This window comes from Microbacterium gawkjiense (assembly GCF_031932225.1).
Lineage (GTDB): Bacteria > Actinomycetota > Actinomycetes > Actinomycetales > Microbacteriaceae > Microbacterium > Microbacterium gawkjiense.
In genome coordinates this window covers 138,411-156,402 of the sequence record NZ_JAUZVV010000002.1, presented here as the reverse complement: position 1 = coordinate 156,402, position 17,992 = coordinate 138,411, and the positions used below count along the sequence as shown (strand labels likewise).

Below are 17,992 nucleotides of genomic sequence, written 5' to 3'. Positions count from 1 at the left end.
GAGCAGGATGCGTAAGCGGCGCCTCGACCCCCTGCTATGGTGTGGCACTATGAGCGCCCTCGACCACGTGGATCTCGAGCTGCTGAACGCCCTCGCCGAGGACCACCGTGCCACCGTGGTCGCGCTCGCCGAGCGACTCGGGCTCTCCCGCAACACCGTCCAGGCCCGCATGGCCAAGCTCGAGCGATCGGGGGTCTTCCTCTCGTTCGAGCGCGCGATGTCGCCCGCCGCGCTGGGCTATGCGATCGACGCGATCCTGCACGTCCAGGTGCGCCAGGCGGATCTGCCGCGGATCACCGACGAACTGCAGGAGATCCCCGAAGTGGTCCAGTGCCACGGACTGAGCGGACCCGTCGACCTGCTCGTGCGGGTCGCGGCGCGCGACACGCAGCACCTGTTCGACATCGACGCGCGCATCCTCGCGATCGACGGCGTCGAGCGCACCGAGACCTCCCTCGCCATGGGCGAGGTCATCGGATACCGGGTCCGACCTCTCCTGGCAGCGGCTCGGCGGGGGAACTGACATCGGCGGGCGCGCGTTCCTCGACACGGACGAGGACCACGCCCACCAGGATGAGCGCGCCACCCACGAACTGGACCGGCGCAGGCGCCTCCCCCAGCAGCAGCCACGCGAAGCTCAGCGCGAACAGCACCTCGGACAGCCCGACGAACGAGGCCAGCCGCGACCCGATCCTCGGGACCGCCATGACGCCGAACGCGTACCCCAGGGCCGTGCACACTCCCACCAAGAGCAGCGGGACCAGTGGCGCAGCACTCATCCCGAGCATCTCCACCGGCGCGCCCGACACCCGGAGGGGCAGGATGCCGACACCCGCCAGGGCCAGGATCGTCACCGTCCCGACGAGCAACCCTCCGGCCGCCAGGGCGAGCGGCGGCAGGTCGTCCCCGGTGCGCTCGCTCATGACGAAGTACACGCACGCGCACACTGCCGCCAGGAGGGCGAACACCGTGCCGAGCAGATCGAAGCGCGCACCGGCGATGTCGACGACGAGGACGAGGCCGGCCATGGCGACGACCGACCCGATGAGGACGGTGCGCGACGGCGCGCGGCGCGTCCTCGCCCAGACGAAGAGCACGAGCATGACCGGCGCGAGGTACTGGATGAGCAGGGCGACGCCCACCGGCATCCGCTGCAGGGCCGAGAAGTAGAAGACCTGGCATCCCACCACCGGGATGAGCCCGAAGGCGACGAGCGAGACCCAGTGCACCCGGAGGAAGTCCGGGCGGCGGCGGAGCGTGCGCACGAGTGCGGGCGAGAGGACGAGGCCCGCGACACCCATGCGGATCGCCAGCACCGCCGCGAGCGACCAGCCGCCCTCGAGAAGCGGTTTGGCGATCGGGCCGCTGATCGAGAACGTCAGCGCGCTCGTGACCGCCAGCAGCAGTCCACTCGAGGGCGTGCGCCGCACGCGGGGGGCGGGGCCGGCGGCGAGCCGGACGGGCGCGGTGTGCGTCATCGATCGTCCTCGGGGGTGCGGTCCGTGAGTCATGACCTAAGTGTCATTACACTGGTGACAGTAGCGATCCCCCGCGTCAGGAGTCAAGACCATGTTCATCCATGACACCGAGACCTCGCTGCGCGCCGCGACGGCGCTTGTGAACTCCCTCCCCGAGATCGACGGCGAGGGCGTCGACAGGCTGGCGACCCTCGACGACTTGAGCGCGTTCCTGCAGGAGTTCCCCTACAGCGGCGTGATCCGCCGGGACGACGTCGAACTGTCCGAGCTGCGTACCGCCCGCACACGGCTGCGGATGCTGTGGGCCGGCGACCGGATGGCGGCGGTCCCCATCGTCAACGCGATGCTGCGCGAGGGGAAGGCGCTCCCCCAGCTCGTCATCCACGACTCCTACGACTGGCACATCCACGCGACCGACGACGCGGCGCCGCTCGCGACGCGCATCACCGTGGAGGTCGCGATGGCGTTCGTCGACGTCATCCGCTCGGACGAGTTCGACCGCGTGCGGGTGTGCTCGGCCGACGACTGCGAGGCCGTCTACATCGACTACTCGAAGAACGGCTCGAAGCGCTACTGCGACACCGGCAACTGCGGCAACCGCATGAACGTCATGGCGTATCGGCGCCGGAAGGCCGAAGAAAGCGCGTGACGGCGGATGCGGCAGCCTGCGGCGTCTCGTAGTGGATGAGGTGCCCCACACCGGGGATCACGACGAGCTCCGCATCCGGGAACAGCTTCTGCAGCGCGTACTGCGCCGACAGTGGCGTGATGTCGTCGTTCTCCGCGGCGACGAGCAGCGTCGGCACCGGGATGTCGGGGGCCGCGGCCCGCACGTCGTTCGACACCGAGGTGACGAACGCCTCGGAGAGGGTGTCCCGATCGGCGAAGCGCGAGAAGTAGGTGTCGTGCTGGTCGTGGATGAAGGCGCGGAGGTCCTTGTCGCGCGTCTTGGCCATCGCGATGCTCATGACCCGCACGATGAGCGGGTTCCGCAGCAGCGCGTCGCCCAGGCGGCGCGGCAGGCGCGCTCCGGCCCGGTAGTAGAAGATCGCGAGACGGGTGAGGATGCCGCGAGGTCCCTCGAGTGCCGGTGCGCCGATGGGGTTCACGAGGATCAGCCGCGGCGTCGGGAGCCCGCGGGCAACGGCGGCCGCCGAGACGATCGACCCGAACGAGTGCCCCAGGACGACGGCTCCCGGCGCCGCCGCGGCGGCGAAGGCCGTGAGCCAGTCGGCGTAGCCGGCCAGATCGTGCCGGCCGGGCAGCGCGGGGGTCTCGCCGAACCCCGGCAGGTCGGGTGAGACGACGCGCACGTCGTCGAGGAAGGCGACGACCGGCTCGAGGCCGTGGTGCTCCCCCCGGAATCCGTGGACGGCGAGGATCGTCGTGGCCGCGTCATCCGGTCCGTAGGTCCAGTAGGCCGTGCGGGTCCCCGCGACGGTCACGTCGTGCCGCGCGACGGGGATGGCGTCGAGTCGCTCGGCGTACGGGTTCGCGGCGGTCATCCGTCGAGTCTACGAGCGCGGGGCCCACGTCCTCGCCGGCGGCGCGTCATCCGCGTCGATGTCCGACCCGGATCGTAGCGTCGGAGGATGGGCGCCTGGCACGACACTCCGCTATGGGACGACGACACGTGGGGCGACGCCCCGGCGCCCGCACTGCTCACCGCCGCGGGTCCGTGCGCGGGTCCGCTCGGCGTGTTCGACCTCGAGACGACCGGCGTCGACGTCCGGTCCGACCGCATCGTGACCGCTCACGTCGGCGTCCTGGACGCGTCCGGCGCCGTGATCGACGCCCGCACCTGGCTGGCGGACCCCGGCGTGGCGATCCCCGCCGGCGCGACCGCCGTCCACGGGATCACGACGGAGCGGGCCCGCGCCGACGGCCGCCCCGCCGCGGAGGTCGTCGCCGAGGTCACCGCGTCGCTGCGGGACCTTTTCGCGGCCGGCATCCCCGTCGTCGCCTACAACGCACCGTTCGACTTCTCCCTCCTCAAGTACGAGGGCCTCCGCCACGGGTTGACCCCCATCGAGGCCCCCTCCCCGGTCATCGATCCCTTGGTCGTCGACAAGACGTACGACAGGTACCGGCGCGGCAAGCGCACGCTCGAGGTCGTCGCCGCCCACTACGCCGTCGTGCTCGAGGGCGCTCACGACGCGGCGGCCGACGCGATCGCCGCGGGCCGCGTCGCCCAGGCCATCGCCGCACGGTTCGACCTCGAGGTCTCCGCGGACGAGTTGCACACGCAGCAGATCTCCTGGGCGCGAGCGCAGGCCGAGAGTCTCAGCGAGTACTTCGTGCGCATCGGGCGGATCGACGCCGACGTCGACGGCAGCTGGCCCATCCGCTGAACGCCCGGCTCACTGGGCCGGCAGGCACCCGCCGTCCTGAATGATGCCGCCGACCTCGACGGTCACGCGCTCCGCCTCGAGCGCACCGTGGACGCACGCCCCCGCGGGTGTCATCGCGCCGAACAGAACGTCTCCGGCCCCGGTGCGGGACTGCACACCGGCCAGCCCCTCGGCGACGAGCAGGTCCGCGACCTCGGCCTCGGTGAATCCGCCGGCGCCGCGGAGCTCCTCCAGTCCGGTGCGGACACGATCCACCACCGGAGCCGCGGCATCCTCCTGGTCGTCCGTCAGCGGGAAGCGATCCCGATAGGCCTCGTTCGCCTCCATCGCCGCGTCGGGATCGTAGGGCGCGCACTCGGGGGGCAGGTCGGCGTGCGGCTGGACGGGACACGCCGCCGTCACCGCCGGGCTCGGGTCGTCGCCGCCCGGGCTCGCGGCAGGCGAAGACCCGGTCGCGCATCCCGCCAGGAAGAGCGACCCGGCCACGAGGACCGGGGCGAGGACGGCGAGGAGGTGTGGTCGACGCATGGGGGCAGTCTCGCACGGCACCGTACGCGGGTACGACGAAGGCCCCGCCGGAGCGGGGCCTTCGGTGACGGCTGCTTACTTGCTGCCGAAGTTCTTGAAGCGCTGGTTGAACTTCTCGACGCGGCCGGCCGAGTCCATGATGCGCTGCTTGCCCGTGTAGAACGGGTGCGAGGCGGACGAGATCTCGACGTCGATGACGGGGTAGGTCTCGCCGTCCAGCTCGATCGTCTTGTCGCTCGAGACCGTCGAACGGGTCAGGAAGGTCTCGCCGGAGCCGAGGTCGCGGAACACGACGGCGCGGTACTCGGGGTGGATGTCAGTCTTCATTGGGTTCCTCACGAAGTGCCCTGGATTTTGCCAGATGCGGGTGGAAGTCTGCGGCGCGAGCGCGCCAACGCAAGATCCTATCAGGATGCCGCGCGCGCGGCGAACCGGCCGCCCTCCGCCGTCAGCGTGATGGGCAGACCGAAGGTGGCGGTGAGGTTCTCCGCCGTGAGGGTCTCGGCGATCGGCCCCTGCGCGACCGCGGCTCCCTCGCGCAGCAGGAGGACGTGCGTGAAGCCGACGGGGATCTCCTCGACGTGGTGGGTGACCATGATCATGGCCGGCGTCGACTCCTCCCGGGCGTACCCGCCGAGGAGGGACAGCAGCTCCTCGCGGGCGCCGAGGTCGAGGCTGGCGGTCGGCTCGTCGAGCAGGAGGAGCTCGGGATCCGTCATGACGGCGCGGGCGATCTGCACACGCTTCTGCTCACCGTCCGACAGTGTGCCGAACGTCCGGTCGGCGAGGTCCGCGAGACCCCACTCCCCCAGCACACGACGCGCGCGCCGCTCGTCGATCGCCTCGTAGTCCTCCCGCCAGCGGCCCAGCACCGAGTACGCGGCGGTCAGGACGACGTCGAGCACGGATTCGTCCTGCGGGACGCGCTTGGCCATCGCGGACGACGCGAACCCGATGCGGGGGCGGAGGTCGAAGACGTCGGTGCGTCCGAGCCGCTCGTCGAGGACGGTCACGGCGCCGGAGGTGGGGTGGACGAGTGTCGCCGCGAGCTGCAGCACCGTCGTCTTGCCGGCGCCGTTGGGGCCGAGCACCACCCAGCGCTGGTCGGACTCGACCGTCCAGTCGATCCCGTCGACGATGTTGCGGGCGTTGCGGCGGACGACGACGTCGGCGAGTTCGAGCACCTGAGGCATGGCCCCAGCCTATCGAGCGCCGGAGCCCTCCCGAGCGGCCGCGACGACCTCCTGGTAGAGCGCGGCGGTCTCGTCGGCGATCGCATCCCAGCTGAAAGCGGATGCCGCGCGCTCCCGGCCCGCCCTGCCGTAGGCCCGTGCCCGCTCCGGGTCGGAGACGACCTCGGTCAGGGTCGCGGCGAGGTCGGCGACGAACTTCTCCGGATCGACGGGTGTCCCGGTGCCGTCCTCGACCTGTTCGATTTCGACGAGGCGACCGGTGACACCGTCGATGACGACTTCGGGGATGCCGCCGGTCGCCGTGCCGACGACGGCCGCGCCGCACGCCATTGCCTCGAGGTTGACGATGCCGAGCGGCTCGTAGACGGACGGGCAGACGAACGTCGTCGCGGAGGTGAGGATCGCGCACAGGTCCGAGCGCGGGAGGAACTCCTCGATCCAGACCACCCCTTCCCGGCTGCGCTGGAGCTGCTGGACGAGTCCCTGGACCTCGGCCATGATTTCCGGCGTGTCGGGGGCCCCGGCGCACAGGATGAGCTGCACCTCGGGGGGCAGGAGCTCGGCGGCGCGGAGGAAGTACGGCAGACCCTTCTGGCGGGTGATGCGCCCCACGAAGACGACCGACGGCCGGGTGGGATCGATGCCCCACCGCGACAGGAGCTCCGGGTCCTCGCGGGGCTGCCAGGCGTCGACGTCGATGCCGTTGTAGATGACCCGCACCTTCGCGGGGTCGAGGGCCGGATAGCTCCGGAGGATGTCGCGCCGCATCCCGTCGCTGACGGCGACCACCGCGGCGGCGTTCTCATAGGCGGTCCTCTCGACGTAGCTAGAGAGCGCGTAGCCACCGCCGAGCTGCTCGGCCTTCCACGGGCGCAGCGGCTCGAGCGAGTGCGCGGTCACGACGTGCGGCACACCGTGCAGCATCGAGGCGAGAAACCCGGCGTAGTTGGCGTACCAGGTGTGACTGTGCACGACGTCCGCGCCCGCGACGTCGCCCACGATCTCGAGGTCGGTCCCGAGGGTCTGCAGCGCGGGGTTCGACGCCGACAGGCCGGCGGGGACGGCGTAGGACGTGGTGTCGACCTCGTCGCGCTCGGCGCCGAAGGCACGGACCTGGACCTCCATGCGGGAGCGGAGCGCCTTCACCAATTCGGTCACGTGAACACCGGCTCCGCCGTAGATCTCGGGCGGGTATTCCTTCGTGACGATGTCGACGCGCATGGACCGAACTCTAGGGCACCGGGACACGGCGTCACAGTCCTGGTCGGACCCTCGGAAAGACACATAGTGTGAGCACATGCCAGCATCCCCGAAGGTCCTCGGTATCGTCCTCGCCGGTGGCGAGGGCAAGCGACTCATGCCGCTCACCCAGGACCGCGCGAAACCCGCCGTCCCCTTCGGCGGGCAGTACCGGTTGATCGACTTCGCGATCTCGAACCTCATCAACTCCGAGCTCCGCCAAATCGTCGTCCTGACGCAGTACAAGTCGCACAGCCTCGACCGTCACGTGTCGCAGACGTGGCGCATGTCGGCTCTGCTCGGGGCCTACGTCACCTCCGTGCCCGCACAGCAGCGGCTCGGCAAACGATGGTTCTCGGGGTCGGCCGACGCGATCCTCCAGTCGCTCAACCTGATCCACGACGAGAAGCCCGACATCGTCGCGGTCATCGGCGCCGATCACGTGTACCGCATGGACTTCCAGCAGATGATCGAGGCGCACATCGCCTCGGGCGCGCGCGCCTCGGTGGCCGGCATCCGTCAGCCCATCGGTCTGGCCAACCAGTTCGGCGTGATCGACGTGGACCCCACCGACGGCGTCACGATCCGGGACTTCCTCGAGAAGCCGCAGAACCCCACCGGGCTGCCCGACAGCCCCGGCGAGGTGCTCGCCTCGATGGGCAACTACGTCTTCGACACCGACGCGCTGATCGAGGCCGTCGAGGCCGACGGAGAGCTGCCGACCTCGAACCACGACATGGGCGGCGACATCATCCCCTACTTCGTCTCCCGGGGCGAGGCGGCGGTCTACGACTTCAAGCGCAACGACGTGCCCGGCTCCACCGACCGCGACCGCGACTACTGGCGCGACGTGGGAACGATCGACTCGTTCTTCGACGCGCACATGGACCTCATCTCCGCGCTGCCGGTCTTCAACCTCTACAACATGGACTGGCCCATCCGGTCGCAGTCGGTGAACTCCCCGCCCGCGAAGTTCGTCCGCGATGGGATGGGGCGCATCGGGAACGCGATCGACTCGATCGTGTCGCTGGGCTGCGTGCTCTCGGGCACGCATCTCGAGCGGAGCGTGCTGGGTCCGTGGACGCTCTCGGGCGGCGGCGCGACCATCACCGACTCGGTCCTCTTCGACCACGTGAGCGTCGGTGCCGGCGCACGCGTGCACCGCGCGATCCTCGACAAGAACGTCGTGATCGAACCCGGGGCCACCGTGGGCGTCGACCGCGAGCTCGATCTGTCGCGCGGGTTCACCGTCACCGACAGTGGACTCACCGTCGTGGGGAAGAACATCCGCATCACCTCCTGAGCGCGGGGCCCGGCGATGGAGCCGCTAGCGTGGTCGGGTGCCTGACGCCCGATTCCTCGTCGTGTTCGACGCCGATTCCACGATCATCCGCAACGAGGTCATCGAGCTCATCGCCGATGAGGCCGGCCGCGGTGCGGAGGTCGCCGCCGCGACCGAGGCGGCGATGCGCGGTGAGGTCGATTTCGCGACGAGTCTGCGCTCCCGGGTGCAGGAGCTGACCGGCGTCCCGGTCGCTTCCTTCGCACGGGTGCTGTCGCGCGTCGAGCCGACGCCGGGCGTGCACGAGCTGATCGCGGCGATCCACGACCGGGGCGGCGTCGCGGCCGTCGTGTCGGGGGGCTTCCACGAGATCCTCGACACCGTCGCCCCCTCGCTCGGCGTCGACGTGTGGCGAGCCAACCGGTTGGCGGTCTCGGGCGGCGCGCTCACCGGCGTCGTGGACGGTCCGATCGTCGATGCGGCCGGCAAAGCCGAGGCGCTGCGGGAGTGGGCGCAGACCTACGGGGTCGCGCCGTCGGCGACCATCGCGGTCGGTGACGGGGCGAACGACCTCCTGATGATGGATGCCGCCGGCCTGGGTGTCGCGTTCAACGCGAAACCCGCCGTCCGCCGTCGTGCCGACCTCGTCGTGGGTCCGGTCGATCTCGCCGCCCTCATCCCCCTCCTCCCCTGATCCGACGCCGCGGTACTGCCGGATGTCGGCGACCGCCGGTAGCGTCGCCGCCATGGACATCATCCTCATCCCCGGGCTCTGGTTGACGGCCTCCTCATGGGACGACGTCGTCCCCGCACTGCGCGACGCGGGTCACTCCCCGCATCCGCTCACCCTGCCGGGTGTGGGCGCCCCGGCATCCGAGGTCCGTCTCGCGGACTGGGTCGATGCGGTCGTCGACGAGATCGACCGCATCGACGGTCCGGTCGTGCTCGTCGGTCACAGCGGCGGCGGAAACGTCGCGTGGGGCGCCGCCGAACGCCGCGCCGACCGGGTGACGCGGGTGGTGTTCGTCGACACGACGCCTCCGCCTCCGGGCGCCGACATCTCGGAGTTCCCCCTCGTCGACGGCGTCGTCCCGTTCCCCGGCTGGGAGTTCTTCGATGCCGAGGACGTCGAGGACCTCGACGACGCGACTCGACAGCGGACGGCGCCGCTCACGGCATCCGTTCCCGGGCACGTCCCGACCGATCCGCTGGTGCTCGAGGGCACCGACCGTCACCGCGTCCCGGTCACCCTGCTCATGGGGTCCCTGGACGAGGCGGCGTTCCGCGAGGCGGTGACCGCCTGGGGCGCGTTCGCCGCGGAGTTCGCCGCGATCGCGGAAGCCGAGGTGGTCCGGCTGGGGACCGGTCACTGGCCCCAGTTCTCCGCGCCCGACGAGTTGGCGCGGCGGATCACCGAAGCGGTGCGCTGATACCCGTCAGTGGCCCATGCCGAGGCCGCCGTCGACCGGGATGACGGCGCCCGAGATGTAAGCGGCGTCGTCGGAGGCGAGCCAGACGACGGCAGCGGCGACCTCGTCGGCGGCGCCGAAACGCGCCGCGGGGATGTTCTTCTTGTACTCCGCCTGCGTGTCCTCGGGAAGGGCTGCGGTCATGTCGGTCTCGATGAAACCGGGAGCGACGACGTTGGCCGTGATCCCCCGCGACCCGAGCTCGCGGGTCAGCGAGCGGGCGAAGCCGACGAGCGCACTCTTGGAGGACGAGTAGTTGATCTGCCCGGCCGAGCCGTAGAGGCCGACGACCGAGGAGATGAGGATGACGCGGCCCCACTTGGCCCGCAGCATCCCCTTGGCGGCGCGCTTGACGACCCGGAAGGCGCCGCCGAGGTTCGTCGAGACGACCGAGTCGAAGTCCTCCTCCGTCATGCGCAGCAGCAGCGTGTCCTTCGTGATCCCGGCGTTCGCGACGACCACCCCGACGGGGCCGAGCTGCTGCTCGACCTCGGTGTACGCGGCGTCGAGGGAGGTGGCGTCGGTGACGTCGGCTCGGACCGTCAGCGTCCCCTCGGGACCCTCGCCCGATCGAGCGGTCACGGCGACCGTGTAGCCCTCCGAGACGAATCGCTCGGCGATCGCGCGGCCGATGCCGCGGTTGCCTCCGGTGACGAGGACGACGCGCTCGTGGGACATGTTTCTCCTTGCTCCGAGCCGGGTGAACCGCACCAGCCTAGCGGCGCGCACGGCGGGTAGGCTGGGGGTCACCTCGCCTGAAGGAGACGGACGTGACCGACGCCACGAACACCCCGCCGCAGCCCTCCGACGTGCCGCCGGCCCCGCCCGCCGCGGGCGCCTCGTACCCGCCCGCCCCGCCGTACGCGCCGCCCTCCGCGCAGGGCCAGCCCGCCTACGGCGAGCAGCAGACCGGCACGCCGCAGCCCTACGCGCAGCCGACCTACGGCCAGCAGCCGTACGCCCAGCCCGCCTACGGGCAGCAGCCCTACGGACAGCCCGCCTACGGCTACGCCCCGCCCCGGCCCAACAACGTCCTCGCGATCATCTCGCTCGTCGCCTCGATCGCCGGAGTGACGTTCATCCCCCTCATCGGTTCGATCGCCGGTGTCATCACGGGCCACATGTCGCTCAAGCAGCTCAAGACCTCTGGTGAGAACGGTCGCGGTATGGCCGTCGCCGGCACCATCATCGGCTGGATCGGCACGGGCTTCTGGCTGCTGCTGATCCTCATCTGGGTGATCGCGGCCATCGCGATCGCCGCCTCGATCCCGTCCATGGGCCAGATTTCCTAGGAGCCCTCCCACGTCCCGCCGCACCAAGCACGACTCGACACCGTCCGCGACCTCGCTCGCCACTGCGCCCGAGGTCGACGCACGCTCGCGCACCCGTCGCTACGTCATCATGATGACCGTCCGCGTGGTCTGCTTCATCCTGATGGTCACCGTCACTCCGTACGGCTGGCAGACCTGGATCTTCGCGGCCGGCGCTGCGGTCCTGCCCTACCTCGCCGTGGTCGTGGCCAACGTCGGGAACGGCGACGAGGTCGTCGTGGCCGAACGTCCGTCGCGTGAGATCGACGCGGCACCGACGGCATCCGCTCCCCCGCCGAAACCGGACGAGAACGTGATCAGGATCCAGGAGACCCCGCCCCGGGAGGAGCGATGACCAGCCCGCAGTGCTCGCGCGCGGGATGCCGCGCCGACGCGCAGTGGCGGGTCGTGTGGCGGAATCCCCGCATCCACTCGGCCGACCGGCGCAAGGTGTGGACCGCCTGCCCCGACCACGTCGGGTTCCTCCGCGACTACCTCGCGTCGCGGAGCTTCCCCGTCGAGGTCCTCGCGCTCGACACCGCACCCGCCTCGTGAACCGCGACACGGCGCTGCGCAGGAGCGGATACGTCGCCATGGCGATCGTGTTCGCGATCGCCTGCGCGTTCCTGTCCAACTGGCAGTTCTCGCGCAACGCGGAACGGGATGCCGAGCTCGCACTCGTCGCCGACAACTATTCGCGCGAGCCCGTCGCCCTGCGCGACCTCATCCCCGCCGGGCAGGACCTCGTCGCGAGCGACGAGTGGCGTCCCGTCGAGATCCGCGGTGAGTACCTGACGGATCAGACGCTGCTCGTGCGCAACCGGCCTCACGGCGGCACGAGCGCGTTCGAGGTGCTCGTGCCGTTCCGGACGGACGACGGTCGCGTCATCGTGATCGATCGGGGCTGGGTCCCGCCCGGCGACGACCAGCCGGAGCCCGACCGCGTCCCGGCGCCGCCGACGGGCGAGATCTCTGTCGTCGGCCGCCTGCAGCCCGGCGAGCCGCCGGTCCGCGAGGGGCGCTCCGCCCCCGAGGGGCAGGTCGCCACGATCGATCTCACCCTCATCGCGCAGATGACGGGCCAGGCAGGCGACATGATCGACTCCGCCTACGTCCTGATGACCGAGGAGACTCCCGCGCCGGCGGAACGCCCGCAGCAGCTGGAGGATCCGTCGGCCGACCCCGGGCCGTACCTCTCGTACGCGATCCAGTGGATCCTCTTCGCCGTCATGGGCTTCGCCTTCATCTGGTACATGATCCGGACCGAGATTCGACACCGGCGCGAGGACGAGGAGGACGGCGGGCGGACGCGGCCTTCCCGGCCGCAGCGACGGCGCGACCGCGACATGGAGGCCGAGGACGAGCTCCTCGATGCCCGCTGACCGCGGCCGGCGGGCGTCCGTCAGGCCAGGGTGATGAGGTCGATGTAGTCGCGACCCCAGATGTCCTCGACCCCGTCGGGCAGGATCAGCACACGCTCGGGGTTCAGGGCCTCCACGGCGCCCTCGTCGTGCGAGACGAGCACGACCGCGCCCTCGTAGTGCGCGAGCGCCCCGAGGATCTCCTCACGGGAGGCCGGGTCGAGGTTGTTCGTGGGCTCGTCGAGCAGCAGCATGTTGGCCGACGAGACGACGAGCGTCGCGAGGGACAGTCGCGTCTTCTCGCCGCCGGAGAGCACCCCGGCCGGCTTCAGCACGTCGTCGCCGGTGAACAGGAAGGACCCCAGCACCTTGCGCGCCTCGGTGGCGGTGATGTCCGGCGCGGCCGACATCATGTTGTCGAGGACCGAGCGGCTGACGTCGAGGTTCTCGTGCTCCTGCGCGTAGTACCCGATCTTCAGCCCGTGACCGGGTTCGATGATGCCCGTGTCGGCCTTGTCGACGCCGGCGAGGATCCGTAGCAGCGTCGTCTTGCCGGCGCCGTTGAGCCCGAGGACGACGACGCGGGACCCGCGGTCGATGGCGAGGTCGACGCCCGCGAAGATCTCGAGCGAGCCGTAGGACTTCGACAGGTTCTTCGCCATGAGCGGCGTCTTGCCGCAGGGCGCGGGCTTCGGGAACCGCAGCTTCGCGACCCGGTCGTCCTGACGGACGTCGTCGAGACCGGCGAGCAGCTTCTCGGCGCGGGCCACCATCTGGTGGGCGGCGGCGGCCTTGCTGGCCTTCGCGCCGAAGCGCGCAGCCTGCTGCTGCAGTGCCGTCGCCTTCTTCTCGGCGTTCGCGCGCTCCTTGCGGCGCCTCTCCTCGTCCGCCGCACGCTGACGCAGGTAGTTCTTCCAGTTCATGTTGTAGACGTCGATGACCTGACGCATGGCGTCGAGGTAGAACACCCGGTTGACCGTCTCGCCGACGAGGTCGATGTCGTGGCTGATCACGATCAGCCCGCCCTTGTACCCCTTCAGGAACTCGCGCAGCCACACGACGCTGTCGGCGTCGAGGTGGTTCGTCGGCTCGTCGAGGATCATCGTCTGCGCGTCGGAGAAGAGGATGCGGGCGAGCTCGATGCGTCGCCGCTGTCCACCCGACAGCGTCTTCAACGGCTGATCGAGGATCCGGTCGGGCAGGGAGAGGTTGTGGGCGATCGACGCCGCCTCCGCCTCGGCCGCGTATCCCCCGAGCGCCTCGAAGCGCTCCGTGAGCGAGGCGTACTTCCGCATGGCGCGGTCGGCGACGGCGGCATCCGTCGATGCCATCTGGTCGGCCGTCTCGCGCATGCCGATGACGAGCGAGCCGAGTCCCCGGGCGTCGAGGATGCGGGTGCGGGCGAGCATCTCGGGGTCGCCCGACCGCGGGTCCTGCGGCAGGTACCCGAGCTCGCCGCTGCGGTCGACCTTGCCGTCCGCGGGCAGCAGGTCGCCGGCGAGCACCTTGGTCAGGGTCGTCTTGCCGGCGCCGTTGCGCCCGACGAGACCGATCTTGTCGCCCGGCGAGACGCGGAAGGAGACATCGGACATGAGGGTGCGCGCACCGACGCGGATCTCGAGATCGTGCACGGCGAGCACAGCAGACGTCCGTTCTTCCTGGGGAGGCGGCCGAGTGGCCAAACCCCCAGTATACGGCGCGGATCGAGGACGATCAGGCCGGTCCCGGATGGGTTCCTCGGTTTCCGCCCGCCCCAGGTTCGTTGTAAGGTTAGGCGACCCTAATCACCTTTCCCAGGAGACCTCTGTGCCTCGCATCCGCACTGCGTTCGCCCTCGCCGCAGCATCCGCCCTCCTCCTCACCGGCTGCGCCACCACGGCCGCCGCCCCCGCCGGGACTACGTCTTCGGACGGCGCCACCGCCTCGGGCGACGCGTTCCCCGTCACGATCACGCACGCGTTCGGCACGACGACGATCAAGAGCAAGCCCGAGCGGGTCGCGACGGTGTCCTGGGCCAATCAGGAGGCGGCGCTCGCCCTCGGTGTCGTCCCGGTCGGCATGCCCGCCGTCACCTGGGGCGACGACGACGGCGACGGCATCCTCCCCTGGGTCGAGGACAAGCTCGAGGAGATGGGCGCCGAGACCCCCGTGCTCTTCGACGAGGCGGACGGCTTCGACTACGAGGCGATCGCCGACACGGCGCCCGACGTCATCCTCGCCGCGTACTCCGGCATGACGAAGGAGGAGTACGAGACCCTCAGCAAGATCGCGCCGGTCGTCGCCTACCCCGACGTCGCGTGGGGCACCACCTGGCAGGAGCTCACCGTCATCAACGGCACCGCGCTGGGCCTGAAGGACGAGGCCGAGACCCTCGTCGACGACCTCACCACCCAGCTCGGCGACCTCACCGCGGGACAGCCCGACATCGCGGACAAGACCGTCATGTTCAGCTCGTTCGACGCGACCAACCTCGCCGAGATCGGCTTCTACTCCGAACAGGACCCGCGCCAGCTGTTCCTGCAGGACCTCGGCATGGAGCCCGCCGCGACGGTCGCCGAGCAGTCGAAGGGCACCGACCAGTTCTGGATCACGAACAGCACGGAGGAGATCGAGCGTTTCAACGACCTCGACGTCCTCGTGACCTACGGAGACGACACGACGCTGGCGACGATGCAGGCCGACCCGCTGCTGTCTCGGATCCCCGCTGTGGCGGACGGCGCGGTCGTCATCCTGCCCCTCGCCAACGCACCGCTGTCCGCGGCAGCGAACCCGAGCCCGCTCTCGATCCCGAACGCCCTGACCGCCCAGTACGTCGATCTCCTGGGTGAGGCCGCCGCCAAGGTCTCGGACTGACGCGGATCGCACCGCTCCCTGCACCATGACCACCGTCGCCTCCGCGCCCGCCGCCGCCTCGACCGCGTCCCTCCGACGCCGGTCGGGGCGGCGGCGCGTGCTGTGGGTGCTGGTCCTCGCGGTCGCGGTGGCGGTCATCTGCGTGCTCTCGGTCACCTTCGGCAACCGGACGGTCGACGCATCGCAGATCATCGCCGGCCTGACGGGTGACCTGACGACGACGGATGCCGCTGCCGTCGCGCGCCGGGTGCCCCGCACCATCCTCGCCCTCCTGGTCGGAGCCTCCCTCGCGGTAGCCGGTGCCGTCATGCAGGGCGTCACCCGCAATCCCTTGGCCGACCCCCAGATCCTCGGCATCAACGGCGGCGCGTCGCTCGCCGTCGTGACCGGGCTCGCCTTCTTCGGCGTGACGAGCGCCCTGGGCTACATCTGGCTCGCGATGCTGGGCGCCGCGCTCGCGGCACTCTTCGTCTACACCATCGGGTCGCTCGGCCGCGGCGGCGCGAGCCCCCTCAAGCTCGCCCTCGCGGGTGCCGCGACCGCCGTCGCCTTCACCTCGCTCATCAGCGCGATCCTGCTCCCCCGGATCGACGTCATGAGCGTCTTCCGGTTCTGGCAGATCGGCGGCGTGGGCGGCGCGACGACGCAGAACATCCTCCTCGTCCTCCCCTTCCTCGCCGTCGGCATGGTCATCTGCGTCGCCTCGGCAGCGGCGTTGAACGCCCTCGCCCTCGGCGACGACCTCGCGACCGGCCTCGGCCAGAAGGTCCGGACGGCGCGACTGCTGTCGGCCCTCGGCGCGGTGATCCTCTGCGGCGCGGCCACCGCGGTCGCCGGACCCATCGGGTTCGTCGGACTCATCGTGCCCCACGTCTGCCGCCTGCTCGTCGGCCCCGACCACCGCTGGCTGCTCCCCGTCTCGGCCCTCGTCGGCGCAGGTCTGCTCACCGTCGCCGACGTCGTCGGACGCGTCATCGCGCGGCCTCAGGAGGTCGAGGTCGGCGTCGTCACCGCTTTGATCGGTGCTCCGTTCTTCATCGCCATCGTCCGCCGACAGAAGATGCGTGCCCTGTGACCGCCCTCACCCCCGCGCCGACCACCCTGGCCGCCGTCACGTCGGGGCGGGCACGTCGTGCGCGCCGCCGCATCCTCGTCACCGGCGGACTCCTCGTCGCCGTGCTGGCGACGTATCTCGTCTCGCTGATGGTCGGACAGACCTTCTACACGCCCGCCGAGGTGTGGGCAGTTATGACCGGACAGACGGTGCCGGGTGCGTCCTTCACGGTCGGCGAGCTGCGATTGCCGCGATCGACCGTCGCCCTGCTGACGGGACTGTGCTTCGGCATGGGCGGTGCCGTCTTCCAGACGCTGCTGCGCAACCCGCTGGCCAGCCCCGACATCATCGGGATCAACGCGGGCGCGAGCGCGGCGGCCGTCGTGGGCATCGTCTTTCTCTCGCTCTCGGGGACCGCCGTTTCGGTGCTCGCGACCGTCGCCGCGGTGGGCACCGCGCTGACCATCTACCTCCTCGCGTTCAAGGACGGCGGCGCCGGGGCGCGCTTCATCCTCATCGGCATCGGTGTCGCCGCGATCTTCAACAGCGTCGTCGCCTATGTGCTCTCGCGCGCGGCCGAGTGGGATCTGCAGGCCGCGATGCGGTGGATCACCGGCAGCCTCAACAGCGCATCGTGGAACGAGGTCGTCCCGCTGGCAGGGGCGATGGTCGTCGTCGTCCCCGTTCTGCTGTGGCTGACCCGCGACCTGGAGCTCATGCGGCTGGGCGACGAGGCGGCGGCCGCCCTCGGCGTTCCCGTCGAGCGGCGGCGCATCCTCCTCATCGTCGCGGCGGTCGTGCTGCTCGCCTTCGCGACGGCGGCCGTCGGCCCCATCTCCTTCGTCGCCTTCCTGTCGGGCCCCATCGCCGCGCGTATGCTGGGCCCCGTCGGCTCCCCCGTCCTGGTCGCGGGCCTGTTCGGCTCCTTCCTGGTGCTGCTCGCCGACCTCACCGGGCAGTACCTGCTCGGGATGCGTCTGCCCGTGGGCGTCGTGACCGGTGTCCTCGGCGCGCCCTACCTGATCTTCCTTCTCATCCGCAGCAGCCGCTCGGGAGGCTCTCTATGACCGCGGAACGCACCCTCCACGCCTCCGGCCTGAAGCTGGCCTACGGCGACCGCCTCATCGTCGACGACCTCGACCTCGTCGTCCCGCCCGGGCGGATCACGGCGATCGTCGGCGCCAACGCGTGCGGCAAGTCGACCCTGCTCAAGTCGATGGCGCGACTGCTGGCCCCCCGCGCGGGGCAGGTGCTGCTGGACGGCAAGGACATCCACAAGCTGCCGACGAAGCAGGTGGCGCGCGAACTCGGCCTCCTCCCCCAGTCCCCGATCGCCCCCGAGGGCATCGCCGTCTCGGACCTCGTCGGCCGCGGGCGCACGCCCCACCACGGTCCGCTCTCCCGCTGGAGCCGTGCCGACGACGAGGCCGTGGCCGCGGCCCTCGACGCCACCGACACCGCCGCGCTGGCGGATCGCCCCGTCGACGAGCTGTCCGGCGGCCAGCGCCAGCGGGTCTGGATCGCGATGGCCCTCGCACAGCAGACGGACGTCTTGCTCCTCGACGAGCCGACGACCTTCCTCGACGTCAGCCACCAGGTCGACGTCCTCGACCTCCTCACCGACCTCAACCGCCGTCGGGGGACGACCATCGTCATGGTCCTCCACGACCTGAACCTCGCGGCCCGTTACGCCGACCACCTCGTCGCGATGGCCGGCGGGCGCCTGTACGCCGCCGGAGACCCGGGCGAGATCCTGACCGCCGAGACCGTCAAGGACGTCTTCGGCATGGACAGCCGCGTCATCCCCGATCCGCTCACCGGCCGCCCGATGGTCCTCCCCATCGGCCGCCATCACGTCCCCGCCGGCGTCTGAC

The 17,992-nt window shown here is 70.7% G+C and carries 22 protein-coding genes; 14 read left to right on the top strand and 8 right to left on the bottom strand.

Annotated features, from left to right (window positions below; all coding sequences use genetic code 11):
* Nucleotides 1-49: 49 nt before the first annotated feature.
* Nucleotides 50-523 carry an Lrp/AsnC family transcriptional regulator gene (locus tag Q9S71_RS08840; RefSeq protein WP_253036082.1) on the top strand — a complete coding sequence of 158 codons (474 nt, stop codon included), beginning with the start codon at nt 50-52 and terminating at the stop codon, nt 521-523.
* On the opposite strand, the gene Q9S71_RS08835 is transcribed toward Q9S71_RS08840, so the two are convergent.
* Complete coding sequence (locus Q9S71_RS08835) at nt 471-1,478, bottom strand: EamA family transporter (RefSeq protein WP_311861887.1); 1,008 nt, start codon at nt 1,476-1,478, stop codon at nt 471-473. The genes Q9S71_RS08840 and Q9S71_RS08835 overlap by 53 nt on opposite strands.
* A 91-nt stretch (nt 1,479-1,569) precedes the next feature.
* Here Q9S71_RS08835 and Q9S71_RS08830 point away from each other — a divergent pair, with 91 nt between their 5' ends.
* Nucleotides 1,570-2,127, top strand: coding sequence for a CGNR zinc finger domain-containing protein (locus Q9S71_RS08830; protein WP_311861886.1), 558 nt, complete (start codon nt 1,570-1,572; stop codon nt 2,125-2,127).
* On the opposite strand, the gene Q9S71_RS08825 is transcribed toward Q9S71_RS08830, so the two are convergent.
* Nucleotides 2,087-2,983, bottom strand: coding sequence for an alpha/beta fold hydrolase (locus tag Q9S71_RS08825; RefSeq protein WP_311861885.1), 897 nt, complete (start codon nt 2,981-2,983; stop codon nt 2,087-2,089). The two genes, Q9S71_RS08830 and Q9S71_RS08825, sit on opposite strands and share 41 nt — an antisense overlap.
* A gap of 87 nt (nt 2,984-3,070) precedes the next feature.
* On the opposite strand from Q9S71_RS08825, the gene Q9S71_RS08820 reads away from it, so the two are divergent.
* Nucleotides 3,071-3,829 (top strand): exonuclease domain-containing protein, encoded by a 759-nt coding sequence (locus Q9S71_RS08820; RefSeq protein WP_311861884.1) that lies wholly within the window; start codon nt 3,071-3,073, stop codon nt 3,827-3,829.
* A gap of 9 nt (nt 3,830-3,838) precedes the next feature.
* Here the strand turns inward: Q9S71_RS08820 and Q9S71_RS08815 are convergent, their stop codons facing one another.
* The 4 genes from Q9S71_RS08815 to glgA form a co-directional block, all read right to left on the bottom strand.
* A complete protein-coding gene (locus Q9S71_RS08815) occupies nt 3,839-4,357 on the bottom strand; it encodes a hypothetical protein (protein WP_311861883.1) in 519 nt (172 codons plus the stop codon).
* Between the two features lie 75 nt (nt 4,358-4,432).
* A complete protein-coding gene (locus Q9S71_RS08810; protein WP_018186539.1) occupies nt 4,433-4,684 on the bottom strand; it encodes a type B 50S ribosomal protein L31 in 252 nt (83 codons plus the stop codon).
* A gap of 80 nt (nt 4,685-4,764) precedes the next feature.
* A complete protein-coding gene (locus Q9S71_RS08805; RefSeq protein WP_311861881.1) occupies nt 4,765-5,550 on the bottom strand; it encodes an ABC transporter ATP-binding protein in 786 nt (261 codons plus the stop codon).
* Nucleotides 5,551-5,559: 9 nt separating this feature from the next.
* Nucleotides 5,560-6,771 (bottom strand): glycogen synthase, encoded by a 1,212-nt coding sequence (gene glgA / locus Q9S71_RS08800; protein ID WP_311861880.1) that lies wholly within the window; start codon nt 6,769-6,771, stop codon nt 5,560-5,562.
* Between the two features lie 76 nt (nt 6,772-6,847).
* On the opposite strand from glgA, the gene glgC reads away from it, so the two are divergent.
* From glgC to Q9S71_RS08785, 3 genes are read left to right on the top strand one after another with little or no spacing between them, the layout of a single operon-like run.
* The gene (gene glgC, locus Q9S71_RS08795) at nt 6,848-8,092 is read left to right on the top strand and encodes a glucose-1-phosphate adenylyltransferase (protein ID WP_311861879.1); all 1,245 of its coding nucleotides are present in this window, start codon (nt 6,848-6,850) and stop codon (nt 8,090-8,092) included.
* Nucleotides 8,093-8,129: 37 nt separating this feature from the next.
* The gene (gene serB, locus Q9S71_RS08790; RefSeq protein WP_311861877.1) at nt 8,130-8,765 is read left to right on the top strand and encodes a phosphoserine phosphatase SerB; all 636 of its coding nucleotides are present in this window, start codon (nt 8,130-8,132) and stop codon (nt 8,763-8,765) included.
* Between the two features lie 52 nt (nt 8,766-8,817).
* Nucleotides 8,818-9,501: an alpha/beta fold hydrolase gene (locus tag Q9S71_RS08785; protein WP_311861875.1), complete on the top strand. Its 684-nt coding sequence runs from the start codon at nt 8,818-8,820 to the stop codon at nt 9,499-9,501.
* 6 nt (nt 9,502-9,507) lie between these two features.
* Here the strand turns inward: Q9S71_RS08785 and fabG are convergent, their stop codons facing one another.
* On the bottom strand, nt 9,508-10,218 hold the full coding sequence (fabG, locus tag Q9S71_RS08780; RefSeq protein WP_311861873.1) for a 3-oxoacyl-ACP reductase FabG: 711 nt from the start codon (nt 10,216-10,218) through the stop codon (nt 9,508-9,510).
* Between the two features lie 92 nt (nt 10,219-10,310).
* On the opposite strand from fabG, the gene Q9S71_RS08775 reads away from it, so the two are divergent.
* The 4 genes from Q9S71_RS08775 to Q9S71_RS08760 all read left to right on the top strand — a co-directional run bounded on the left by Q9S71_RS08775 (nt 10,311) and on the right by Q9S71_RS08760 (nt 12,232).
* Complete coding sequence (locus Q9S71_RS08775; protein WP_311861871.1) at nt 10,311-10,832, top strand: DUF4190 domain-containing protein; 522 nt, start codon at nt 10,311-10,313, stop codon at nt 10,830-10,832.
* A gap of 109 nt (nt 10,833-10,941) precedes the next feature.
* Complete coding sequence (locus Q9S71_RS08770; RefSeq protein WP_064002270.1) at nt 10,942-11,205, top strand: DUF3099 domain-containing protein; 264 nt, start codon at nt 10,942-10,944, stop codon at nt 11,203-11,205.
* A complete protein-coding gene (locus tag Q9S71_RS08765; protein WP_311861870.1) occupies nt 11,202-11,405 on the top strand; it encodes a hypothetical protein in 204 nt (67 codons plus the stop codon). Before Q9S71_RS08770 ends, Q9S71_RS08765 begins: the two co-directional genes overlap by 4 nt.
* Complete coding sequence (locus Q9S71_RS08760; RefSeq protein WP_311861868.1) at nt 11,402-12,232, top strand: SURF1 family cytochrome oxidase biogenesis protein; 831 nt, start codon at nt 11,402-11,404, stop codon at nt 12,230-12,232. The genes Q9S71_RS08765 and Q9S71_RS08760 overlap by 4 nt, the downstream gene beginning before the upstream one ends.
* Before the next feature lie 20 nt (nt 12,233-12,252).
* On the opposite strand, the gene Q9S71_RS08755 is transcribed toward Q9S71_RS08760, so the two are convergent.
* Nucleotides 12,253-13,851 (bottom strand): ABC-F family ATP-binding cassette domain-containing protein, encoded by a 1,599-nt coding sequence (locus tag Q9S71_RS08755; protein WP_064002273.1) that lies wholly within the window; start codon nt 13,849-13,851, stop codon nt 12,253-12,255.
* A gap of 166 nt (nt 13,852-14,017) precedes the next feature.
* On the opposite strand from Q9S71_RS08755, the gene Q9S71_RS08750 reads away from it, so the two are divergent.
* From Q9S71_RS08750 to Q9S71_RS08735, 4 genes are read left to right on the top strand one after another with little or no spacing between them, the layout of a single operon-like run.
* The gene (locus Q9S71_RS08750; RefSeq protein ID WP_311861867.1) at nt 14,018-15,064 is read left to right on the top strand and encodes an iron-siderophore ABC transporter substrate-binding protein; all 1,047 of its coding nucleotides are present in this window, start codon (nt 14,018-14,020) and stop codon (nt 15,062-15,064) included.
* Between the two features lie 25 nt (nt 15,065-15,089).
* Nucleotides 15,090-16,139, top strand: coding sequence for a FecCD family ABC transporter permease (locus Q9S71_RS08745; RefSeq protein WP_311861866.1), 1,050 nt, complete (start codon nt 15,090-15,092; stop codon nt 16,137-16,139).
* A complete protein-coding gene (locus Q9S71_RS08740; protein ID WP_311861865.1) occupies nt 16,136-17,185 on the top strand; it encodes a FecCD family ABC transporter permease in 1,050 nt (349 codons plus the stop codon). Before Q9S71_RS08745 ends, Q9S71_RS08740 begins: the two co-directional genes overlap by 4 nt.
* Nucleotides 17,182-17,991 carry an ABC transporter ATP-binding protein gene (locus Q9S71_RS08735; RefSeq protein ID WP_311283575.1) on the top strand — a complete coding sequence of 270 codons (810 nt, stop codon included), beginning with the start codon at nt 17,182-17,184 and terminating at the stop codon, nt 17,989-17,991. Before Q9S71_RS08740 ends, Q9S71_RS08735 begins: the two co-directional genes overlap by 4 nt.
* Nucleotide 17,992: the final 1 nt, after the last annotated feature.

What these genes read in the sequence shown, in the direction of transcription:
- Q9S71_RS08815 (WP_311861883.1), bottom strand. Translation starts at nt 4,357, where the DNA reads ATGCGTCGACCACACCTCCTCGCCGTCCTCGCCCCGGTCCTCGTGGCC.
- Q9S71_RS08785 (WP_311861875.1), top strand. Translation starts at nt 8,818, where the DNA reads ATGGACATCATCCTCATCCCCGGGCTCTGGTTGACGGCCTCCTCATGG.
- Q9S71_RS08830 (WP_311861886.1), top strand. Translation starts at nt 1,570, where the DNA reads ATGTTCATCCATGACACCGAGACCTCGCTGCGCGCCGCGACGGCGCTT.
- Q9S71_RS08765 (WP_311861870.1), top strand. Translation starts at nt 11,202, where the DNA reads ATGACCAGCCCGCAGTGCTCGCGCGCGGGATGCCGCGCCGACGCGCAG.
- Q9S71_RS08835 (WP_311861887.1), bottom strand. Translation starts at nt 1,478, where the DNA reads ATGACGCACACCGCGCCCGTCCGGCTCGCCGCCGGCCCCGCCCCCCGC.
- glgC (WP_311861879.1), top strand. Translation starts at nt 6,848, where the DNA reads ATGCCAGCATCCCCGAAGGTCCTCGGTATCGTCCTCGCCGGTGGCGAG.
- Q9S71_RS08745 (WP_311861866.1), top strand. Translation starts at nt 15,090, where the DNA reads ATGACCACCGTCGCCTCCGCGCCCGCCGCCGCCTCGACCGCGTCCCTC.
- Q9S71_RS08820 (WP_311861884.1), top strand. Translation starts at nt 3,071, where the DNA reads ATGGGCGCCTGGCACGACACTCCGCTATGGGACGACGACACGTGGGGC.
- fabG (WP_311861873.1), bottom strand. Translation starts at nt 10,218, where the DNA reads ATGTCCCACGAGCGCGTCGTCCTCGTCACCGGAGGCAACCGCGGCATC.
- glgA (WP_311861880.1), bottom strand. Translation starts at nt 6,771, where the DNA reads ATGCGCGTCGACATCGTCACGAAGGAATACCCGCCCGAGATCTACGGC.
- Q9S71_RS08805 (WP_311861881.1), bottom strand. Translation starts at nt 5,550, where the DNA reads ATGCCTCAGGTGCTCGAACTCGCCGACGTCGTCGTCCGCCGCAACGCC.
- Q9S71_RS08735 (WP_311283575.1), top strand. Translation starts at nt 17,182, where the DNA reads ATGACCGCGGAACGCACCCTCCACGCCTCCGGCCTGAAGCTGGCCTAC.
- Q9S71_RS08825 (WP_311861885.1), bottom strand. Translation starts at nt 2,983, where the DNA reads ATGACCGCCGCGAACCCGTACGCCGAGCGACTCGACGCCATCCCCGTC.
- Q9S71_RS08810 (WP_018186539.1), bottom strand. Translation starts at nt 4,684, where the DNA reads ATGAAGACTGACATCCACCCCGAGTACCGCGCCGTCGTGTTCCGCGAC.
- Q9S71_RS08840 (WP_253036082.1), top strand. Translation starts at nt 50, where the DNA reads ATGAGCGCCCTCGACCACGTGGATCTCGAGCTGCTGAACGCCCTCGCC.
- Q9S71_RS08770 (WP_064002270.1), top strand. Translation starts at nt 10,942, where the DNA reads ATGATGACCGTCCGCGTGGTCTGCTTCATCCTGATGGTCACCGTCACT.